Raw genomic sequence first — 17,115 nt, forward strand, 5'->3', positions numbered from 1 at the left:
ATTCAGCATCCCTTGGAGGGGAGATTCATGATCCTAGAAGACTACAAATCTGAGAATTGCGAAGTGACCATGCTGTCCGCGCTCTCCGGCGTTGAGGCCGAACTCTTGATCGGCAAAACCATTGCAAAACTGGACGCGAGTGAAGAGTCGCTAATCCTACATTTCACGGATGGTTCGGTGCTCCAAATCAATAACAACATAGGCGACAGCACACTTGGTGTGATTTACCGGGTCGCGCCTGGCACCGGCTCTGAAAAGCCAATTTTGGGATGAACATTCTGATCCCGGCCAATACCAAAGCTCATCAGTTCAAACCTGACCTCAATGCTGAAGACGTCGCGGCGCTGCTGTCTGTCGAGCAATGCGGCAGAAGAGATGGCCTGGGCTTTCGTCTGCTTTACAGGGCCTATGTCTACAAGCAGGTGGATCTAGAGTCCATTTTTAGCTGCCTGCTCGAGCTTCCAAGTTTCTATGAGGAGCAGGGTGAGGTACCAGGCAAAATCGACGTCTTACGTGCGCTCAATAGTTTCTGTGCTGCTCTGATGGCAGACCAGGATGTCCACGAGCGTTTGTTCAAGGATTTTCTGGGTCTGGGGTCTAGATTTTGGGTCGATCCAACGCTTCCGTACCACACACCTCGCCAATCCCTGGCTATTTTTCATGGTGGTGTGAATCTACTGCGTAAGCGTACTGGCGAGATCAAGTCAGATATCTTGAACATGTACACGTTGGCCAGAGATCCAGCTTCGACGCTCTTTCAAAGCGCGATCTTGCACGATGACATCGATGCGATTGAGGATCTGTACGCCAAATATCCCGGCTTCCTGAAGAAATACCCCTCGAACCTCATCAGGTCGTTCATCGCTGAGCTCGATGCCCTTGCCGAGGATGGCGTCGAGATCCCGTTGATCCCAAAGGTTCGGGATCGGTATGGCCGGCGTATGGCGACCAAGGAATACTTTGAAACCGTTCGAGTGGCTCTGGAGGCGGATGATGAGGTCTTGCTGGATCAAGTTTACGACCCTGTCATGACCAAGCGCTGTGGGTTGCAGATCATGGAGGCTCTGCTTGGCAAGGTGAGTGAGCGAATGAACATCAGCAATATCGCGCTGAAGTTTCTGTGCCGACAGGTTGGGGACGGGCTAGATCTTTATCCGCTGTTCCTCAAGCTTTCCTACGATGCGTTCGTGGCAATCGACATGGCTGGCGAGGAAATTGACCCATTTCTGGTGATCGATAAGTGCTTAACCTACATCAGAGTCGGGCGTTCCGATTACGCGATTTTTCTTCTGATGCTTACTATTGAGCAGATCAAGGTGCATCCGTCTGCTGAGGAGTGTTTTCGCCAGCTCTATGAGCTAACCGGTGACATCCGATTCATCGCTGAGGTCGAGTCACTGAGCTACCGGGGGCAAATTTTCATGAAGGAATTGGGCGTGTAGCTGCCTGGCAGAGCATGTCTCCCAGGCCCCACTGGCACTATCCGGGGAACACCGGCCAAAAGTGTTTCAACGACAAGAGCAATACAGCCGGCATGATAACCAGCATCAGAGCACACTTGCCGATGTGCAGCGAAAGCTCGCGTCCGGTCATGACAGAACCATCAGGATAAGAAGCTTCCTGGCACCACCACATCTTAAAACGCTCTTTCATTGGTCTTGCCTCTTTGAGTTGAGCACGCTGTCGAGGAGGATCGAGCAACTTGCGGAGTGGTCTCGCAGGCTATCGCGCTTTTGGTAGTCCTGCGCCCGTTCGGCGACTTCCGCTGCTGCCTGGTACAGGGCGCCGGCACGCTCCAGGTTGCGCTGGCGACTCTTTGGCTTCCACCATTCAGGGCTCCAGGGCCACTTGGAGGGCAGGGCGGTGTCTTGATTGACCGCATCGCGATAACAAAGAGCTGCCAGCTCCAGGGTTTCTGGCCCATGCTGATCATCATGGCTGGCAGTCCAGCCTTCAGAATCGATCTGACGCTGGCGCTCGGCAGCAATCAGCTGCTGTCCTGTTTTATGGTTCATGTATGCACTGTCTCCCATGCATAAAAATATCCGTGGTCTACCAGTCGTTCTTCTCTCGCTGGGCCAGGCTGGTCAGTCCACTGAGCAGAACGAAGCCAATCACGGAACTCGTCAAATGTCTGGCCTGCCTTGCGATGAAAGCCGCAGTCTTCTTCGAGCTCACGCAATACACGCGCAATGTGGTCACTGTGAATCTTGAATGACCGGGTTTCACGCCACCCTTCATCCAACAAGAAGGCCAGATCAATCCGGTCTGTGATGCCGTAGTAATCTGACCCGCCCACGCTCGACTCATCAGAGAAGTGCCAGTAGAGGGGCCCAAGCGTTGGGTGCGTAGCTGACACCACAACCCCTGTTCGCGTCCTGGTTTCTTCCGAAAAGAACATTTCTGGCCCTATCCCCTGGTGTATTCAGCTGCTGTCAATTGAGTGTATTTGTTGTTCACAAAATGCCGGGAATAATCAGACCGACAGCACCGCGAGGCTTACAGCTTTCTTCCTGTTTTTTGGTTCGGTGTTCAGCCTTGGTCTGTGCGCAGTCTCGGACAACCTGCTGATAGTCCTCCAAGACTGGCTGCAGAATTGGCCACGCAATGAACGGCATGATTGCCAACGAAATGATCGTCAAAACCGAGCTCGTTTTCATTCTGTTTTCGGCCCCGGCTCTGCAGGCTGCGATGCCGTAGTTCCGGCCTTTTCCGCTTCGCAGCGGTCATTGGCTCGGCGCATTTCTTTTGCTACATCCTTGATAGCATCGCTGACAGCCCACAGTCCCCAAAGCACGGCAATTGCCAAAAACCAGATCATCATTCCCTGCATTCTCTCAACCTTATAATCGGAATTCAGTTTTCAAAGGTGGGTGGCACGGTTACCGGCCCAGGCCTCTGATGTCACCGGACATCGTTTTCGCTTTTCCGGCAATCGAGTGGCAATTGATATCGCCGGACATGTTGCTTACATCGCCAGAAACGTCACCACAGCGCACGCTACCGCTCATGGTTTTTACTCGGCCAGCTGAGCCAGCAACCTCCACCGATCCTGAAGAGGTCTCAACAGATTCAGCGTTGCCATTCACCACCACGTTGATCGGCCCTACGAGGCTTTTACCCTGCTCAACCCCGTCAATCACGACCTTGTCGCCGACGATGCTGATGTTACGCCCAGAGAATTCTCGTCCATTGATGCTCACGGTGGAGCCGCCGACTGTGATTTTCATGCCTTTGTCCTTAAGTCTTCTATCGGACGCGCACTTTGCTTTTTTCCTCCGTGGTCTTAGCTTTGCGCACAATAAGCGCAACATGGTATTGCACCAAAATGGGCTAGTACAGCCAAGAAGTTTGGAGAACATCACCACCTCCGTGAGTCAGCCGGCTGAACACGGGTGTGACCATCCCAGGCAATGAAATATGGCCCGTAGCCGCCATCGATTAGGTCGGGAACCCAAATCTTCACGACGTCGTAATCGTCGGCCTGCTCATAGTCGAGGAGGGCCAGGGCAGCAATTGCCGCAAGCGTGTACTGGCCTGTCTTTACGACAAGGGACTGTTCGTGACCACCGTTGATCTGGACTGTAAACGTCGTGGTATCCGTCATGGTTTTCCTAAGGGGTTAGCCGTTTTTGGCAATAGAATTGACAACGTAATCCAAGAATTTCGATATGGTATGGCATCAATATTGATACGTACAGAGCCTGTTTATCCTGGACTCTTGAGGGATTTGCACCAATTAAGGTTCTCGATTGACGGTCTGTCAATTTATACCATATGATTTCGGCCTGATTGCACCTTGAGCCCCTCGTGGGCCCCCAGATTATTGCCAGGACTACAGCTATGACCGTCAAATATATCCCTGCGCCAAACGCGCAAGTCATGAATGTCACGTTTGACCCGGAGCGCCGAAACTTCTCCGGTCACCACATCACCAACGACGGTCACAAGATCCTGCTGCTCATCGGCTACGGCGAGGGCAAGCCAAAATTTGGCGAGAACTACGAAGCTCTGCGACTCCTGGACGCGATCCTGCACGCTCCAGAAAACCAGATCATCCGAAACTTCGAGGCGATGACCGAAGCGCACTTCCGCAAGGCCATCAACGATTACTCGACTAAGGTCGTTGAACTAAAGCACAACTTCCTGAAAACCATCGGCGCAGATCTCGATTCCGACGAGTCCAAGGCGTCAATTGCCGAGTCTCAGGAGAGCGCGAAATATGTCGCGAGCCTGGAAGCGCTTTCGTTCGAAGAAATCAAGAAAGTCCTACGTATCCAGCAGATCAGCATCGTCGACGGCGGTTATAAGATCTCGATTGGTACCTTTGAGCCTCAGGCTCTGCTGATCGGCGCCTTCCTTCCGACTCACGTTGATGTGACCCCTGAGCAGATCGAAAAGCTCAAGGCGATGGCCGGCAGTACTTCCGAGTGTCCTCTGTGTGCAGCTGGGATTCCGCATCCTGCTGATTTCCACCCACAAACAATCGTAGATCCAGGTGAGCTGGCGCCGGCGCCAGCAGCTCCAGCGCCAGCGGCTCGCCCGGCTGGTCACACGCTGCACTAAACAAATCACCGCTTAGTCGACGCCAGGGCCCTAGTACGGGGCCCCAACCTGAATTCGAGACATCAAAATGCAAATGACTTTCTCCCCTGAGTACAATCACTTCTTCGTGAAAATGCTCGATCTCGATACCAATCGTGATATCACGCTGTTTCGCGCTGTCTCGAACCCTGACGCGGTTTTCGAAGAAACCTTCGACTTGATGTCGAATGTGGCCTCGGCGCTCGGCAAAGACCAGAACATCTTCACCACCTGTTTCCAGGCCCTGCCTACCGATGGGATGCGCATGGCGGTGGAAAAATTCCTTGAGACCGCTCCAAGCTCTGACGAAGTGCGCGCTCAGGCTGGCCAACACATCACCGACCTGGCCGAGCTTCAGAAAGTGGTCGATGACCACGAAGCTCTGCTTCGTGAACTGGGCGTAGGACTTACGCTGTCCGATGAGGAATTCCGCGCCTCTTTGCGCATCTTGAGCATCGAGATGCAAGGCCCAGGTGACGGCTTCCGCATGGGCGTTTGCTGGGGCCCTCGCGACTTCAGGCTGCTGATGTGCATGATCCCGCACGAAGCCTTGAATTTCTCGCCAGAAGACCTCAGCCAGGCACAGGCTCAGCTGATGCAGGCGGGTCTGGAAGGAGAAGAGTGCCCGTATTGCGCAGCCGGCGTTCCTCATCCAGAAGAGATGGAGATGCCAGGTGAGCACGCCCCCGTTGGTGATGCTCCAAAGCACACCCTGCACTGAGTGATCTGCATGTATCCGAATATTGGCCGCATCATGGAGGGGACGAGTTTGTCCCTGGGTGTCATCAAACAGCGCTACGGGGGCTACACCAGCATCTTCCTCGCACCATCCATGGAAGACTTGAAATTCGTGGATGAAGAGCTGAATGGCGGCGATACAGAAGCCGTGGAGATGCAGAGCCACCTTGGTTCGAACGCCGGTACCCGTTTCCCGCATGGGTCGGGCGACACTTTTGAGCAGGCAATGGCTCAGCTGGAGTCGCTGGCCGAAACTCTGCAGCCAGAAGAGCTGCAGGCCTGGGGATCTGAAGTGCGTAAGGCCTTTGCAGCACTGCGTGAGGCCGAAGCGACCGGGCGCAATTGCCCTTGGTGGTTGTCCAAGGCTTTCCGAGAGGGGCGCCTGACAGCCGTCAACTGAGGTCTCCGGCTAGCGGAGCTCCATAAACAAGAAGGCCCCTAACCGGGGCCTTTTGGTGTCTGGCGATTACTGCTTAATCACACAGGCTCGAGATCCAGCGCCAGCTTGATCCGGATGACATTCCGGTCGCCATCGGTGGTCTGCTGACCGAACTTATGATCAGCGGTCAGGGTTGAGGCATCGGCGATCTCGCTGGAGAATCGCAGCACATCCGGCTGATTCTCGGAGTAGATCTGAAACACCAGGACATCATCGTCCTTGGCGTTTTCGATGAGTTTTTTCATGTCGCCAACGGTTGCACAAATCATGTGGCTCTCCTTGTTCAGTGGCTGATGACGTCGATGGTATTTTGATAGCTTTCTGGTGTCAATAAATGCCTTTTGTTTGGTTGTGGCCTTTACCTTAGCTATTTCCGTATATACAATGTAATCACTTTTAGAGGGATGTAACCTTGAAGTTGAAGATCCAACGCTGCGGCAATAGCTCGGGCATTCGTTTCCCAGCACAGTTGCTAAAGGAACTTGGCGTGAAAATCGGCGATTCTTTCGAAATGGAGCAGGTCGGCAGTGAACTGAGACTGAAGCCAGTAGTGACCAAGCCTGTGTTCGACATCGAGGCCCTTGCGGCTCAGTGCGATCCTTCTGCGGCGGTTCCTGCGGGACTATCCGCCTGGAGCACCTTGGAACCGGTTGGACGGGAGTGTCTGGCATGAATATTTTCTGCGCCGGCGACATCGTCAAGTTCATGACCCCAGGTGAAAACCAGCAGGCGCTGCAGTTCAAGGCCCTGGTGTTGAGCGATGCGAAATTCAACGCTCTGGGTATGCCTCTGGTGGCGCCAATCGTTGAAGGCCCAGTAGGGCGCTTCGAAGGTGTTTCAGTTCAGCTGCGTGAGTGTGGCCAGAAAGGTCACATCCTGCTGAACCTGGTAAGGTCGCTGGATCTGTGTGAGCGCTTTGCGCTGGTAGTCGACCGGGCCTCTCCTGATGTGATGGAAGAGACCAAAGCCAAACTGCGGGCAATCAACGGTCTTTGAGGCCAAAACGAACAAAAGGGAGTCCCCATGAGAAACGTAATAACCACTGGCGCCGAGTTGAAAGCTTTCTACCGGGACTCGAAGTTCTGGCCGGAAGGCGGCGTGACCGAGGTGTGGCACGAGGAAGTGTCGTTGAGAATCAACGGTAAACTTAACGAATCGCCAGATATCCATGGTATCGATGACGCAGCCACCGTTGAGATTGTAAATGGCGGCGTGATTTCGAATGACGACTCGGTCGATGAAGACTTCGACGCCTATTTCCGCAAGTGGCAGAAAGATCAGTCGCACTCCGAGATTGTCTGCAGTATTCCAAAGCAGCGGGTCGAGGCCTTCTTGGAGATGGTTGCGAAGTTCGGCGGCACGACCAAAGGTTGATCTGAAGACAAAAGCGGTAGTGCGTGCTATTAATGGCCTCTAGCCATATTGAACTAAGGGACGTAAACATGAGCGAAATCGTCAAAACCACCGGCGCCGATCTGAAAGCCTTCTACAAGGACGAAAGATACTGGATCGACCATAAAGGGGGCGCCCTTTGGCATGATGATGTGCTGCTCAAAATCAACGGTGAAGACGTAAGCGAACCTGATATCAATAGCATTGCTGATGATGCCGTTATCGAAATTCTTTCCGGCATGATTATGTCGAAGGATGATTCCTTCCGTGAGAGCCTCGACGAGTACTTTACGAAGTGGAAGTTTGCCCAGACCCACACCGGAGTTGTCTGCGGCATCCCCAGGGATAAGCTCGAAGAATTCAAGGTGCTGGTAGCTGAAATGGGCGGTAAGTTCCTCGCCTGAGGCTGCAGGTAGGTTGCTGGCCGGTCAGGGTGCTATCCTGCCGGCCAGGCAGCTGGTTTGGAGATCGATTTGGCGAATGCTAGATTCATGTCCAAAGCAGCAGTTAAGCGCTGCGACAGAGCAGGCCGGTTCAATTCCGGATCGCTGATCGAGAACTGGTGAATTGAGGGTTCGAGTCCCTAATAGGTCGAAAGGCCGAAGCTAAGCCTGAGGGGTATCAGGTGATCTGACAGCTGGAAAGACAGCACTATTTCTGCGGTGGTTGATGATTTATTCTGGGCCGACCCAACAAAGGATTGAGCCAGAATGATCTTTCGAGCCATTGCCTACAGCACCGACGAACTCTGGTCTGACTCCAAAGCCATGGAGCGGGTGGTCTTTGTCGACGCTGAGACCAGAGATGACGCCAAGCTGGTCATAAGCGAAAGCCTCACTCATCTCTGGCGAGTTCCTGAGAGATCCGTCGAGTTCTACAACCTGGAAAGTGAGTTTGAAGTCATGTCGCGGGCATTGGGCCCGGCATCGACCGGCGATCAAAGACTCTTTGAGGTTGGCTGCGAACAAGGACAGCCGATCTATACGGGGAGCCGAGTTCACGATCAGCCGCTGCTGCTTCTCAACGACAATCTGCACCGCATGACCCTGGCGTACCTCTCTCTGCCTAAGGAGTAGGGGAGTCGTAGCATTCGGTCTCGGCTAGCTTTAAGATGCTGGCAATTAGATACAGGTAGGCATGGATGAGTATTGAGTTCGACATCGACACAGCCTTTAAGCTGAAGAAGCCTTGCGCGAATTGCCCGTTCCTTAAGGTCGGTGCGATCAAGCTGCGCCCTGGTCGAGTGGAGGGGATCATTAGCGACCTGACACAGGATGATAAGGGGATGTTTCCTTGCCACAAGACGATTAAGAAGACAGATGTCGAGCTCGATGATGACGGTAACGAGATCATCACCGGTGAGGCCAATGTTTGCGCCGGCTCTCTGTCCTACCTCATCAAGCTGGGCAAGATCCCAGTTGGAATGCGTATCGCGGACAGGCTCGATATGATCAACATCGCTGATTGGGAAGCGATAGGCCATTTGACCATAGATCCGGATCCAGAGACCGAAATGCCGATGGCTCCAAAAGCGGAAGAGAAGGCCTGAGGCTGGGTTAGATGCCCAGCTCATTGGTAAACACTGGGCCTCGATCTTCCAGATCCAGTAGCGATCCAAGACCCGAGATATCATGTTTCATGGCAAGCTGGGCGAGTTGCTTGCTTGGTGCACCGGACTTAAACAGCTCGACCACATCCGGGTGTCCTTTTACGTAGCTGAGTATTGCTCCGTGGAAGGGGCCTGACTGATACAGCAGGTCTCCCCTCGGGATGGACAGTCCAAGCAGATCAATCATGATCGTAGGATGGCCAGATTCCAGGGCCGCAGCAATCATGGCTTCGATGTACATGGTCACCAGCATGTGGTGAGTCTTTCTGAGCTGCTTGCCAGGCTCACTGACAAATTCAAACCAAGCTTCCGCCTCCATCGACTCACGAAAGTGAACAGCCGCTTTGGCTGCCATGGCCAACCTACTCTCGATGTCTTCTTCCGGGTAGGTGTGCTCGATGGCCGCGAACATCATCTCCATCCATTTTTTGGAGCCCTGATAGCCTTTCAGCGCCTCAGAATCCACTACGTCTGCAGACCTAACGCCGAGCATGAGGATATCCATCACCTTCAAGTCTTCGTCTATGAGGAATTCATAGAAGTACTCGGTCTTGAATACTCTCGAGAACAGTTCGCCCAGGGTCTTCTGAGAGATGGAATAGGTGATGATGTTCATGCACGATCCTTCGTCTAAACCTGGCATCAATGCCAATCATAAATTGCGGTGCCACCTAGTTTGGTGGCGTATGGCCATTCTATAGGATACTTGCACAAATGCATATCGATTATTCGCTATATCCAGATAATGATCCCTCGATTATCCGTCAGATCCGTATAATCAAGCGCTGTACTTGCCTCCAACGCTTAAAGTAGATTGGGGAAAACAGGAGACCCTCGTGTCAGATCAATTTATTAAGCGCCTCGATGAGCTAACCGCGATAGAGAAGCGTGCACGCGCTTCGCATATAGGTTCCCTTGAAGGCAGTACGCGTGACCTCGCTAAATGCGTCATGGAAGCTCAAGAGCACCTCCACAAAAGCCCATCTACACCTCAGAATTCAGTGCTGCAGTACCGCATTCAAAGAAGCGCGGAACATCTACTGCTAAACGCTAACGGGCAGCTTTTCGCAGACGGCCAGCTGGAGGCTGTCTTCAACATCGTTCCGGATCCAGTCCTGCTAAACGGCGCGGTACACAAGGCTTTCTGGAGACAGGCTGATGAGACCTCATACGCCCTTGCCAGAGAAGCTCTAAGGCTGGGTGCCGTATGGCTCACCTCAAGCAACGGCCTGGTAGAGCAGGTTTTGGATCGGGATGAGGTCAAGCCTCCAGTCGACATCTGCAAATCGGCGCTCATCGCCCTGGTCGAAAAGCAGTGGGCCTTTGACCACACGAAGCTGACTGACCTGTACCAGCAGCAGCTGGTCTTTGCGCTGCTCGCCGTGTGCTCAAACGAAGGCGATCATGATTTTGTAATCGAGTACCTGCGTGGCAATCAGGAAAACTACCTGAATGACTTTGCCGTGAACATGGTCACCAACTCCAGCAACCTGGTTACCCATCTGGTGTCCGTCATCAGAAGTGTGAAGGACGAAGGACTGCTGGTGCGCCTGGCAGAAACCGATGCCGATCTGTATGTGGAGTTGGGCCGGTCATCGTATTTGCAGAATGACCTGTACGGGCATGTCGTCGACGCAAAGAGATCTTCTTTTGACCTGTCGAACCTGCCGCCAAGTGAGTTTTTGGATGAGGTGTTTCTATCGGCCTGCCTTGCCGGCCTCGTGAAGAACGACACCCTGGACGAGAACAATCACGCGATGCTGACCAGTACCTGGGAGAAACAAGGAATCCCCGGAACTCTGGAAGGCTTTTCGAGGAAAAATTACGAGGTCAAAGAGCACCTCGATTACCTGAAGCACTACCGCAATGCCCTGAGCATGGACATTGACTGGTGCATCCTCTCGGAAATCAAGAACAAGGATTACGCCCCTCGCAAGTCGACATTCTTCCTCGACGCGATTTTCACGACGCGGGGAGGGCTCATCGGTGATGACCCGGTGAAGATGGCTCGTCACACGGCGGTCTACATCATGACCAATGGCGAGATCCCTGATGAGGCCAAGGCCAAAGGGGAAATCGATGTCGACAACCTGATTTTTGGGGCTTGTCTGATGAAGACGCACGCGGTCTACAACAAAAACGAGAAGCAAAATCAGGAAGTGATTGCCTTGATCGCAGCGGTGTTTGAGGACAAAACCAAACACCACATGCTGAAAGACCTAACCAAAGATCGCCTCGATGAGCTGCGGGTGTACTGCAAGGCGATCACGGATGAACAGATAAAGGCCATCAAGTGGGATGACTACCGCATCCACGGTCAGGTGTTCATCCAAGAGTTAGGCGTTTAACGTCTTACAATCCCCGTCACGATGGCCCTGAGACTCGTACTGATGTCGCACGGGCCGTCGCAGGGCCCATCGCATTTGCTGCTTGGAATGCAGTCACCGACGTCACCACAAGCATCAGCCGCCCTTGGAAGGCTGCAGGGCCCTGAAGGGCTTTTGCCCGGCTTCCCGTCACGTTTCTCGCGCTTCTTGCGTTCCTCACGCTCCTTTGCCGCGCTGTCGCAGCTGTGGAAGCGCTGCTTGATCAGACCCCACCCGCTGAACAGCCCCTTATCCTCCAGGATCGACAGAACCGCGCCGGAGCAGCCGGGCCCGCCGTGCTCAACCGAATAGGCACAGCGAAAGCCCTTATGGGGCGAAATCTTCTGCTGGTAGACGCCGATAGCCAGGCGATATAGCGTTTTCATGAGGTGCACCATTGGTATGTCAATATAAGGCATATATCATGAAACACTTTGGCACAGGTTGCCACTGATTCAGCCGCCTACGGCGAAAGGGCGAGTTGCTTGGATTTTGCCCGCGCTTAACCGGCGATACATGCCACGTACATACCACGTATTACATACCAAGGATCTCAATGAAGATTTTGCGTAAGGCTAAAGTGGGTCGCTGCTTGATGACCGGGATCAAGGCCCACAACCGTTTCCTGGGCTATTCCACCAATCCCGGCCTGACCGATCCGGCCAGCGGCCCGCGTGACGGCACCAACCGGATGACTGAGCGGTTCTTCGGGAAGGCTGATCGGGGCTGGATTCTGTACGGCCTGATGAGCAAATCCAGGAATCGTTTCATTGGGTACTGCGTTGTCAGCGAGGAAGCTGCTGAAAAGTAGTGGCAATTTATGCATAATATTCATTGCAAGGTACTCTTAGAGTACCTACAATCAGCCCACTTGCCCGCGCCGGGCCTACTATCGAGCTGAAATCATGGTCGACACCACCCAAAAACTTAAAGCCGACAAAGGCCTGAAGAACGGCAGCTGCAATCGCACTGCTTGCCAGGAGCCGGGCGCCAACTTCTTCAACCGCTCCACCAAAGCCTACTACTGCGAGTACTGTGCTCGACGAATCAACAACTTCGACGACACCCGCAAGTATTGCCAGGAAACCTTCGGCAATCCTGATCTTTGCGTGCGTGACGATGGCGACGTCGACTTGCGCTTCCAGCCGTTGCCCTACGTGAAGAAGGCAACTGACCCAACTCCAGCGGACGCTTGAGCATGGATGTCGAGTCCTTCGAACCAACCGATGAAATGATGGTGCTTATCAATGAGCGCCTGAGGCCTGTTCAGCTTGTTGCTGCCGAGCGGCGGAGTCGACTGGAAGCGAAATACGGGGAAGGGGCGCCTATCCAGTTTTTCGCGGAACCGGATCAGCCAGGTGATTTGGATACCGCCTATGGGCGATCCCTTAAACACGGGTGTTTATTGAGAGAGTTGAAGGTTCTGGGTCTTGAAGTCTGGGAGCGAACCGGCAAGAAGGCGCAATTTGATGCGATTACACAGCAGGTGATCGAGAACGGTCGCCGGGCCGGCGCTTGCTGAATGGGGAACGTGGCCATGACTAAAAATTGCGATGAGTACGTTGGAATTCACTTCCAGGATGGCAAAGCAGTGAACCTTTACCGGTTCGGTCTCGACCATGCCGCCCGCAACTTTCACCAGCAGGCCACCAGCCTGAATGCTTTCCGACGCCGGGAGCAAAAGCGTGCAAGCGAAGCAATCCGCAAGGACTGGGCTCAGCGCATTTCTCAATGGCCGACCATCCAGTACGCCGAGATTCAGATAGCGGAGAGCTTCGATCAGAGCGAAGCCATTGTGCCCCTGTACGACGATCTGCCGGTTCATCATCTCCCATCGCTCGCAGAGTTTTACCAGGCCATCGGCTACGACCGTCCCAAGCAACGCTATGGCGTCGTAGAGGCGCCAGCCGTTAAACTATCGCCATCGAACACTTAAACCACTGACAACCGCCCACAGGCTCCTGAGACCCCATTGATGTCCCCAGTTGATCAACGAAGTGCAAAAGCTCCACGTCACGCGACCTTTGCACGCGGGGATACTCGCAACCTCCTGCGCGTAGCGCTGGCTATGTCTCAAGTGGAATCACCGACCCTGAACAACCTCGCAAAGGCTACCGGCCATGTGAAGTCGGGTGTCCTGCGGGATATCGAACGACTGCAGGGCCAGATGGGCGTCGTGGTAGAGAAACGTGGTTCGGAGTTCGTGCTTAAGCATTGGGGCCCGGTGCTCAAGAGTGCTGAAGGCATTGAGCAGTTCCTTGATGAATCGATTGCGGAGGCCAACTGATGGCGAAGCTTACAGCCCTCGAAGTTCTTGCAAAGAACCAAGATGACCACCCTTTGCCGCTAGGTGCTCCGGTCGATCACATCAAAAATGTGCTCTGTCCCCCTGATCGTCAAGATGACATAACTACCACGTTGCTCGAAGGCGGCTATGTCGGCGCCAAGAAGCTTGAGGACGGCAGTTATGCCGTTGTGCAGCGCCTCTTCTCGACTGCCGCCATTGGCCTGGGCGTTGATTGCTTTGGGATGATCAACAATCGCTATTGCTTCAACGATCTGCAGGATTGCTTGTCTGCCTGGGAAGATCTAAAGACCCGCAATGACGAGCCTGAAGGCTGGATTGCCCGCCGACCAGAACGACCTGAGGACAAGGAAGCTGAATTCCAGCGTACCTTGGCCAAGTTCCGTGAGCAGGAAGCCCTGAAGGCCAACGGGTCATCCTTCGAGCCATGATTCGATCCAAGCACCCGCACGTCCAGCGCTTTCCTAACGGCTGGGCCATTCGCCGCCTTGACGGGACGATCTTAAAGATCCTGCCCGTGCTTAAGGGGCAGCGCAATTCGTCGGTCAAAAAGGAGGCGATCAGGCAGGCAAAAGAGGTCGACCTTTCCCCGAAGGCTGACAAGCGCATGGCGGTCAACCGCTCCCTGGAGAACTTGCCAAGGGTTCAGTTAACCATTCGCCGGCGCTCGCGGGGGCGTAACGCATCGCCTGATCGGCTGTACTCGATCCACGTCTCTGTCCAGCTTACGCTGATGTCCCTGATGGTCGACGGCAGCCGGAAGAACCGCTATGAGCGGATATCGCTAGGGGAGATGAGCTCACTCTCCCAGGTGAACATAGACCAAGCCTGGAAAGCGCTATACGGGGCGTGGGCCTGGGCGACGGTTATGCGCCAGGAAGCTGAGGTGGGTGCCATTTTCAAACAGGACGTACCCGCCGACCGTGATACCTGGCTGGCGCTGATTCCAGAGTTGCCGACGCCCCTGACGGTGCAGGGGATCTGGGACGATTACGGCTACGACCAAGCGACAGGTACCGATGAGAAGTGCAGGGCGGAGTTAAACGCCACCACAGCCTGACGTTGGACACAAAAAACGCCCCGAAGGGCGTTTCTTTTTTCCTGCCGGCTTAGATCCGGAAGCTACCAACAAGCCCCGTAAGCCTCTCTGCCTGGATCTCAAGATCCTTGCAGGCGCGGAGGGTGGATTGCAGGTTCTCGACGCCTTCCTGATTCAGCGTGTTGATCTCGATGATGTCCACGTTGATCGACTCGACGACGGCGGTTTGCTCTTCGGTGGCGGTGGCCACTGACTGGTTCATGCCGTCGATATCGCTGATGCACGAGGTAACGCTTCCCAGGCGCTCGCCGGCCTGGTTCGCAATGCTCACGCTGTCATGACTGTGCTTCTGGCTTTCTTCCATGGTGTCGACAGAGGCCTGAGCGCCAACCTGGAGCTCCTCGATCATGATCTGCACCTGCTGCGCCGACTCTTTGGTGCGGTGGGCGAGTTTTCTCACCTCATCAGCTACCACAGCGAAGCCTCGACCAGCCTCGCCGGCGCGGGCCGCTTCAATGGCCGCGTTCAGCGCCAGCAAGTTGGTTTGCTGGGAGATGCCGGTGATGACTTCCAGGATCTTGCCGATGCTTACCGTGTTGGCGGCGACACCCTCGATGTTGGTGCTGGAAGCGCTGATCATCGACGACAGCTTGTTCATGGCCAGAATCGATTGTTCAACGACCTTCTGACCATCTTCAGCCAGATGTCTCGCGTCACTGGCCTGGCGGGAGGCCTGAGCGGCGTTGTGGGCGATTTCCTGGGCGGCGGCACCCAACTCGTTGATTGCGGCTGCAACGCTGCTTGTACGGTTCGACTGCTCGTCTGAGTTGACGATGGAGGAGTTGGACGCGCTCACCACGCGCTTGGCAACTTCGTTGACCTGCTCGGTAGCCGAGGCAACCTCTTTGATCGAGGTGTGGATGCGATCAACGAAAAGGTTGAAGGACGTGCCAAGTTCGCCGAACTCGTCGTTGCGGATGATGACCAGGCGCTGGGTTAGGTCGCCTTCACCTTCAGCAATGCCCTGCATGGCCACACTCATGTCTTTGAGAGGGCGCATCAGGACGCGGATGAACATGCCCAGCAAGCCGATGATGATAAACACCGACAGGATCGAAGCGATGATGGCCGAGTTGCGGAACTCCTGGAGGGCTGCAAAGCACTTCTCTTTGTCCAGGGAGAGGGCGACAAACCATTTAACGTTCGGCAGTCCCTTAACCTGCGTGAAGGTCACCAGGCGGGTATTGCCATCGAGCGTGACCTCGTGGATGTCGTTTGTCAGCGCTGGGGCGCCACCGGTGTAGAGGTCGTTGATGTTCTTGTTGATCTTCTTCTTGTCCGGGTGCACCAGGATCTTGCCTTCATCATCGACCAGGTAGGCATAACCTCTGCCGCTGAAATCCATGCTGTTCAAGTTGTCGATCAAAGCCTGGATGCTGATGTCGGCGCCCACAACCCCGGTAGCTTTGCCGTCTTTGATGACAGGTGTGGCAATCGTCATGATCAACTGGCGGGTGCTGGCGTCAGCGTAGGGGTTTGTCAGCGTAGGGGAGCCGGCAGTAATCGCATCCTGGTACCAGGGTCTGCTTCTTGGGTCGTAGCCAGGAGGCATCGGTGAGTCAGGTTTTGTCGTGAAGGTGCCTTCCGAGTCCCCGATGTAGCTGGAGATGAAGGTTTTGGACATCGCCTTTTGACCCAACAGGCTGGCGACTTGCTCAGACTCTGGGTGGTTGGCTGCGCCTTCTGCGACATGCTCGACCAGCAGAATCTGTCCGGTAAGCCAGGAGCTTACGCTGGTAGCCGAACTGTCACCCATCTCATGGAGGTAACCCTCAAGATCATGGGTGATGGATTTCTTCTGCAGGTAGTCGTTGTAGGCAGTGAAAGCCGTGAAGGCGACCAGAACGATCATCGACGCGGCGATCAAAATTTTACTGCTGAACTTCAAGTTTTTCGTCATGGGTGTGTCCGCGAATACTTCTTGCTGGAGCTAGGCCCAGGCCCTGGGCGGGGTAATAGTGGCGTTTAGAAAAGCTGGTGCTCCCCATGACTTACACGTGCCTGTGAGGTCAAGGCTGCTGCCACTTACTGCTTATCGACAAATAAAGGCGAAAACTTCAGTGCCAACAGCGAATTTTCAGCTAGATTTTCTGCGCGACAATTTATCATTATCATCTGACCGTTCGTCGGCGAATTGGAGCCGTTCGGGGCGTTTTAAGTGACTAGAGAGGCTCGATTCTGTAGGGTTTGCGTCACTAAACGACAAGGACGCCTCGACATGCAACAGATTGGATCTGCTCTTCTTAATTTCCCCAAAGCCATCCTCGAAGCTTTCCGTGGCGCTCCTGTGCCTCAAGAGCCAGTGCTCACCGCCGAGCAGATCTCGGAGCTCGAGCAAAATGTGCTCGTGTTTTTCGCCACCGAAGCTAAGCCTGAATTTATGCCTGCCAATGCTCTGCCTGTGGCCAGCGCGTGGGAAAATTCTGAAGGGGAGGCCATCAAATCATTGCGCCGCAAAGCAGCTGAGAATGGGCGTGAAGCCGTATACAATGTGACCATAGAATCCCGGCCCTACTACGAGGGCGGTCGGTTCTTCTCGATTTATCGAGTCTACGGTTTGATTTGATTCTGGCTCCAGGCTCC

The 17,115-nt window shown here is 54.3% G+C and carries 29 protein-coding genes and 1 pseudogene; 20 read left to right on the forward strand and 10 right to left on the reverse strand.

Annotated features, from left to right (window positions below):
- Positions 1-27 precede the first annotated feature (27 nt).
- Positions 28-273 (forward strand): hypothetical protein, encoded by a 246-nt coding sequence (locus tag DKB71_RS37665; RefSeq protein WP_408601726.1) that lies wholly within the window; start codon positions 28-30, stop codon positions 271-273.
- Positions 270-1,442, forward strand: coding sequence for a hypothetical protein (locus tag DKB71_RS37670; RefSeq protein ID WP_408601727.1), 1,173 nt, complete (start codon positions 270-272; stop codon positions 1,440-1,442). The genes DKB71_RS37665 and DKB71_RS37670 overlap by 4 nt, the downstream gene beginning before the upstream one ends.
- Before the next feature lie 37 nt (positions 1,443-1,479).
- Here DKB71_RS37670 and DKB71_RS37675 read toward each other — a convergent pair whose 3' ends face one another.
- The 5 genes from DKB71_RS37675 to DKB71_RS37695 all read right to left on the reverse strand — a co-directional run bounded on the left by DKB71_RS37675 (position 1,480) and on the right by DKB71_RS37695 (position 3,607).
- On the reverse strand, positions 1,480-1,653 hold the full coding sequence (locus DKB71_RS37675; RefSeq protein ID WP_408601728.1) for a hypothetical protein: 174 nt from the start codon (positions 1,651-1,653) through the stop codon (positions 1,480-1,482).
- Positions 1,650-2,015: a hypothetical protein gene (locus DKB71_RS37680; RefSeq protein ID WP_408601729.1), complete on the reverse strand. Its 366-nt coding sequence runs from the start codon at positions 2,013-2,015 to the stop codon at positions 1,650-1,652. Before DKB71_RS37680 ends, DKB71_RS37675 begins: the two co-directional genes overlap by 4 nt.
- Positions 2,016-2,656: 641 nt before the next feature.
- Positions 2,657-2,824, reverse strand: coding sequence for a hypothetical protein (locus DKB71_RS37685; RefSeq protein ID WP_408601730.1), 168 nt, complete (start codon positions 2,822-2,824; stop codon positions 2,657-2,659).
- A 58-nt stretch (positions 2,825-2,882) separates the two neighbouring features.
- Positions 2,883-3,230, reverse strand: a complete 348-nt coding sequence (locus tag DKB71_RS37690; RefSeq protein ID WP_408601731.1) for a hypothetical protein — start codon at positions 3,228-3,230, stop codon at positions 2,883-2,885.
- A gap of 131 nt (positions 3,231-3,361) precedes the next feature.
- On the reverse strand, positions 3,362-3,607 hold the full coding sequence (locus tag DKB71_RS37695) for a hypothetical protein (protein WP_408601733.1): 246 nt from the start codon (positions 3,605-3,607) through the stop codon (positions 3,362-3,364).
- A gap of 236 nt (positions 3,608-3,843) precedes the next feature.
- Here DKB71_RS37695 and DKB71_RS37700 point away from each other — a divergent pair, with 236 nt between their 5' ends.
- From DKB71_RS37700 to DKB71_RS37710, 3 genes are all read left to right on the forward strand, one after another.
- Entirely contained in the window at positions 3,844-4,566 is a 723-nt protein-coding gene (locus tag DKB71_RS37700; protein WP_408601734.1) for a hypothetical protein, read from the forward strand.
- A gap of 67 nt (positions 4,567-4,633) precedes the next feature.
- Complete coding sequence (locus DKB71_RS37705) at positions 4,634-5,305, forward strand: hypothetical protein (RefSeq protein ID WP_408601735.1); 672 nt, start codon at positions 4,634-4,636, stop codon at positions 5,303-5,305.
- A 9-nt stretch (positions 5,306-5,314) separates the two neighbouring features.
- Positions 5,315-5,722: a hypothetical protein gene (locus DKB71_RS37710; RefSeq protein WP_408601736.1), complete on the forward strand. Its 408-nt coding sequence runs from the start codon at positions 5,315-5,317 to the stop codon at positions 5,720-5,722.
- A gap of 77 nt (positions 5,723-5,799) precedes the next feature.
- Here DKB71_RS37710 and DKB71_RS37715 read toward each other — a convergent pair whose 3' ends face one another.
- Entirely contained in the window at positions 5,800-6,030 is a 231-nt protein-coding gene (locus DKB71_RS37715) for a hypothetical protein (protein ID WP_408601737.1), read from the reverse strand.
- A 143-nt stretch (positions 6,031-6,173) separates the two neighbouring features.
- Here DKB71_RS37715 and DKB71_RS37720 point away from each other — a divergent pair, with 143 nt between their 5' ends.
- The 6 genes from DKB71_RS37720 (at position 6,174) to DKB71_RS37745 (ending at position 8,702) form a co-directional block, all read left to right on the forward strand.
- Positions 6,174-6,434 carry an AbrB/MazE/SpoVT family DNA-binding domain-containing protein gene (locus tag DKB71_RS37720; protein WP_408601738.1) on the forward strand — a complete coding sequence of 87 codons (261 nt, stop codon included), beginning with the start codon at positions 6,174-6,176 and terminating at the stop codon, positions 6,432-6,434.
- Positions 6,431-6,757 (forward strand): type II toxin-antitoxin system PemK/MazF family toxin, encoded by a 327-nt coding sequence (locus DKB71_RS37725; protein ID WP_408601739.1) that lies wholly within the window; start codon positions 6,431-6,433, stop codon positions 6,755-6,757. Before DKB71_RS37720 ends, DKB71_RS37725 begins: the two co-directional genes overlap by 4 nt.
- 27 nt (positions 6,758-6,784) lie before the next feature.
- Positions 6,785-7,135 (forward strand): hypothetical protein, encoded by a 351-nt coding sequence (locus DKB71_RS37730; RefSeq protein ID WP_408601740.1) that lies wholly within the window; start codon positions 6,785-6,787, stop codon positions 7,133-7,135.
- A 68-nt stretch (positions 7,136-7,203) separates the two neighbouring features.
- The gene (locus DKB71_RS37735; RefSeq protein ID WP_408601741.1) at positions 7,204-7,557 is read left to right on the forward strand and encodes a hypothetical protein; all 354 of its coding nucleotides are present in this window, start codon (positions 7,204-7,206) and stop codon (positions 7,555-7,557) included.
- 306 nt (positions 7,558-7,863) lie between these two features.
- Entirely contained in the window at positions 7,864-8,229 is a 366-nt protein-coding gene (locus DKB71_RS37740) for a hypothetical protein (RefSeq protein WP_408601742.1), read from the forward strand.
- Positions 8,230-8,294: 65 nt separating this feature from the next.
- Positions 8,295-8,702, forward strand: a complete 408-nt coding sequence (locus tag DKB71_RS37745) for a hypothetical protein (RefSeq protein ID WP_408601743.1) — start codon at positions 8,295-8,297, stop codon at positions 8,700-8,702.
- 7 nt (positions 8,703-8,709) lie between these two features.
- On the opposite strand, the gene DKB71_RS37750 is transcribed toward DKB71_RS37745, so the two are convergent.
- The gene (locus tag DKB71_RS37750; RefSeq protein WP_408601744.1) at positions 8,710-9,378 is read right to left on the reverse strand and encodes a hypothetical protein; all 669 of its coding nucleotides are present in this window, start codon (positions 9,376-9,378) and stop codon (positions 8,710-8,712) included.
- A 220-nt stretch (positions 9,379-9,598) separates the two neighbouring features.
- Here DKB71_RS37750 and DKB71_RS37755 point away from each other — a divergent pair, with 220 nt between their 5' ends.
- Positions 9,599-11,110: a hypothetical protein gene (locus DKB71_RS37755; RefSeq protein WP_408601746.1), complete on the forward strand. Its 1,512-nt coding sequence runs from the start codon at positions 9,599-9,601 to the stop codon at positions 11,108-11,110.
- On the opposite strand, the gene yidD is transcribed toward DKB71_RS37755, so the two are convergent.
- Positions 11,107-11,514, reverse strand: a complete 408-nt coding sequence (yidD, locus tag DKB71_RS37760; RefSeq protein ID WP_408601748.1) for a membrane protein insertion efficiency factor YidD — start codon at positions 11,512-11,514, stop codon at positions 11,107-11,109. The two genes, DKB71_RS37755 and yidD, sit on opposite strands and share 4 nt — an antisense overlap.
- A 170-nt stretch (positions 11,515-11,684) precedes the next feature.
- On the opposite strand from yidD, the gene DKB71_RS37765 reads away from it, so the two are divergent.
- From DKB71_RS37765 to DKB71_RS37795, 7 genes are all read left to right on the forward strand, one after another.
- Positions 11,685-11,939, forward strand: coding sequence for a hypothetical protein (locus DKB71_RS37765; protein ID WP_408601749.1), 255 nt, complete (start codon positions 11,685-11,687; stop codon positions 11,937-11,939).
- A gap of 94 nt (positions 11,940-12,033) precedes the next feature.
- The gene (locus tag DKB71_RS37770) at positions 12,034-12,324 is read left to right on the forward strand and encodes a hypothetical protein (protein WP_408601750.1); all 291 of its coding nucleotides are present in this window, start codon (positions 12,034-12,036) and stop codon (positions 12,322-12,324) included.
- A 2-nt stretch (positions 12,325-12,326) separates the two neighbouring features.
- On the forward strand, positions 12,327-12,650 hold the full coding sequence (locus DKB71_RS37775; protein WP_408601751.1) for a hypothetical protein: 324 nt from the start codon (positions 12,327-12,329) through the stop codon (positions 12,648-12,650).
- 15 nt (positions 12,651-12,665) lie between these two features.
- Positions 12,666-13,064, forward strand: a complete 399-nt coding sequence (locus DKB71_RS37780) for a hypothetical protein (protein ID WP_408601752.1) — start codon at positions 12,666-12,668, stop codon at positions 13,062-13,064.
- A gap of 132 nt (positions 13,065-13,196) precedes the next feature.
- A complete protein-coding gene (locus DKB71_RS37785) occupies positions 13,197-13,415 on the forward strand; it encodes a hypothetical protein (protein WP_408601753.1) in 219 nt (72 codons plus the stop codon).
- A complete protein-coding gene (locus DKB71_RS37790) occupies positions 13,415-13,864 on the forward strand; it encodes a hypothetical protein (RefSeq protein WP_408601754.1) in 450 nt (149 codons plus the stop codon). Before DKB71_RS37785 ends, DKB71_RS37790 begins: the two co-directional genes overlap by 1 nt.
- The gene (locus DKB71_RS37795) at positions 13,861-14,493 is read left to right on the forward strand and encodes a hypothetical protein (RefSeq protein WP_408601756.1); all 633 of its coding nucleotides are present in this window, start codon (positions 13,861-13,863) and stop codon (positions 14,491-14,493) included. Before DKB71_RS37790 ends, DKB71_RS37795 begins: the two co-directional genes overlap by 4 nt.
- 49 nt (positions 14,494-14,542) lie before the next feature.
- Here the strand turns inward: DKB71_RS37795 and DKB71_RS37800 are convergent, their stop codons facing one another.
- Both DKB71_RS37800 and DKB71_RS37805 read right to left on the reverse strand, forming a co-directional pair.
- Complete coding sequence (locus tag DKB71_RS37800; protein ID WP_408602313.1) at positions 14,543-15,331, reverse strand: methyl-accepting chemotaxis protein; 789 nt, start codon at positions 15,329-15,331, stop codon at positions 14,543-14,545.
- A gap of 69 nt (positions 15,332-15,400) precedes the next feature.
- Positions 15,401-16,432, reverse strand: a pseudogene (locus tag DKB71_RS37805) (cache domain-containing protein); the annotation flags it as partial.
- A gap of 318 nt (positions 16,433-16,750) precedes the next feature.
- Here DKB71_RS37805 and DKB71_RS37810 point away from each other — a divergent pair.
- The gene (locus DKB71_RS37810; RefSeq protein WP_408601757.1) at positions 16,751-17,098 is read left to right on the forward strand and encodes a hypothetical protein; all 348 of its coding nucleotides are present in this window, start codon (positions 16,751-16,753) and stop codon (positions 17,096-17,098) included.
- Positions 17,099-17,115 lie beyond the last annotated feature (17 nt).

Origin of the sequence: Pseudomonas sp. PLMAX (assembly GCF_046042685.1) — a bacterium.
Lineage (GTDB): Bacteria > Pseudomonadota > Gammaproteobacteria > Pseudomonadales > Pseudomonadaceae > Aquipseudomonas > Aquipseudomonas putida_AE.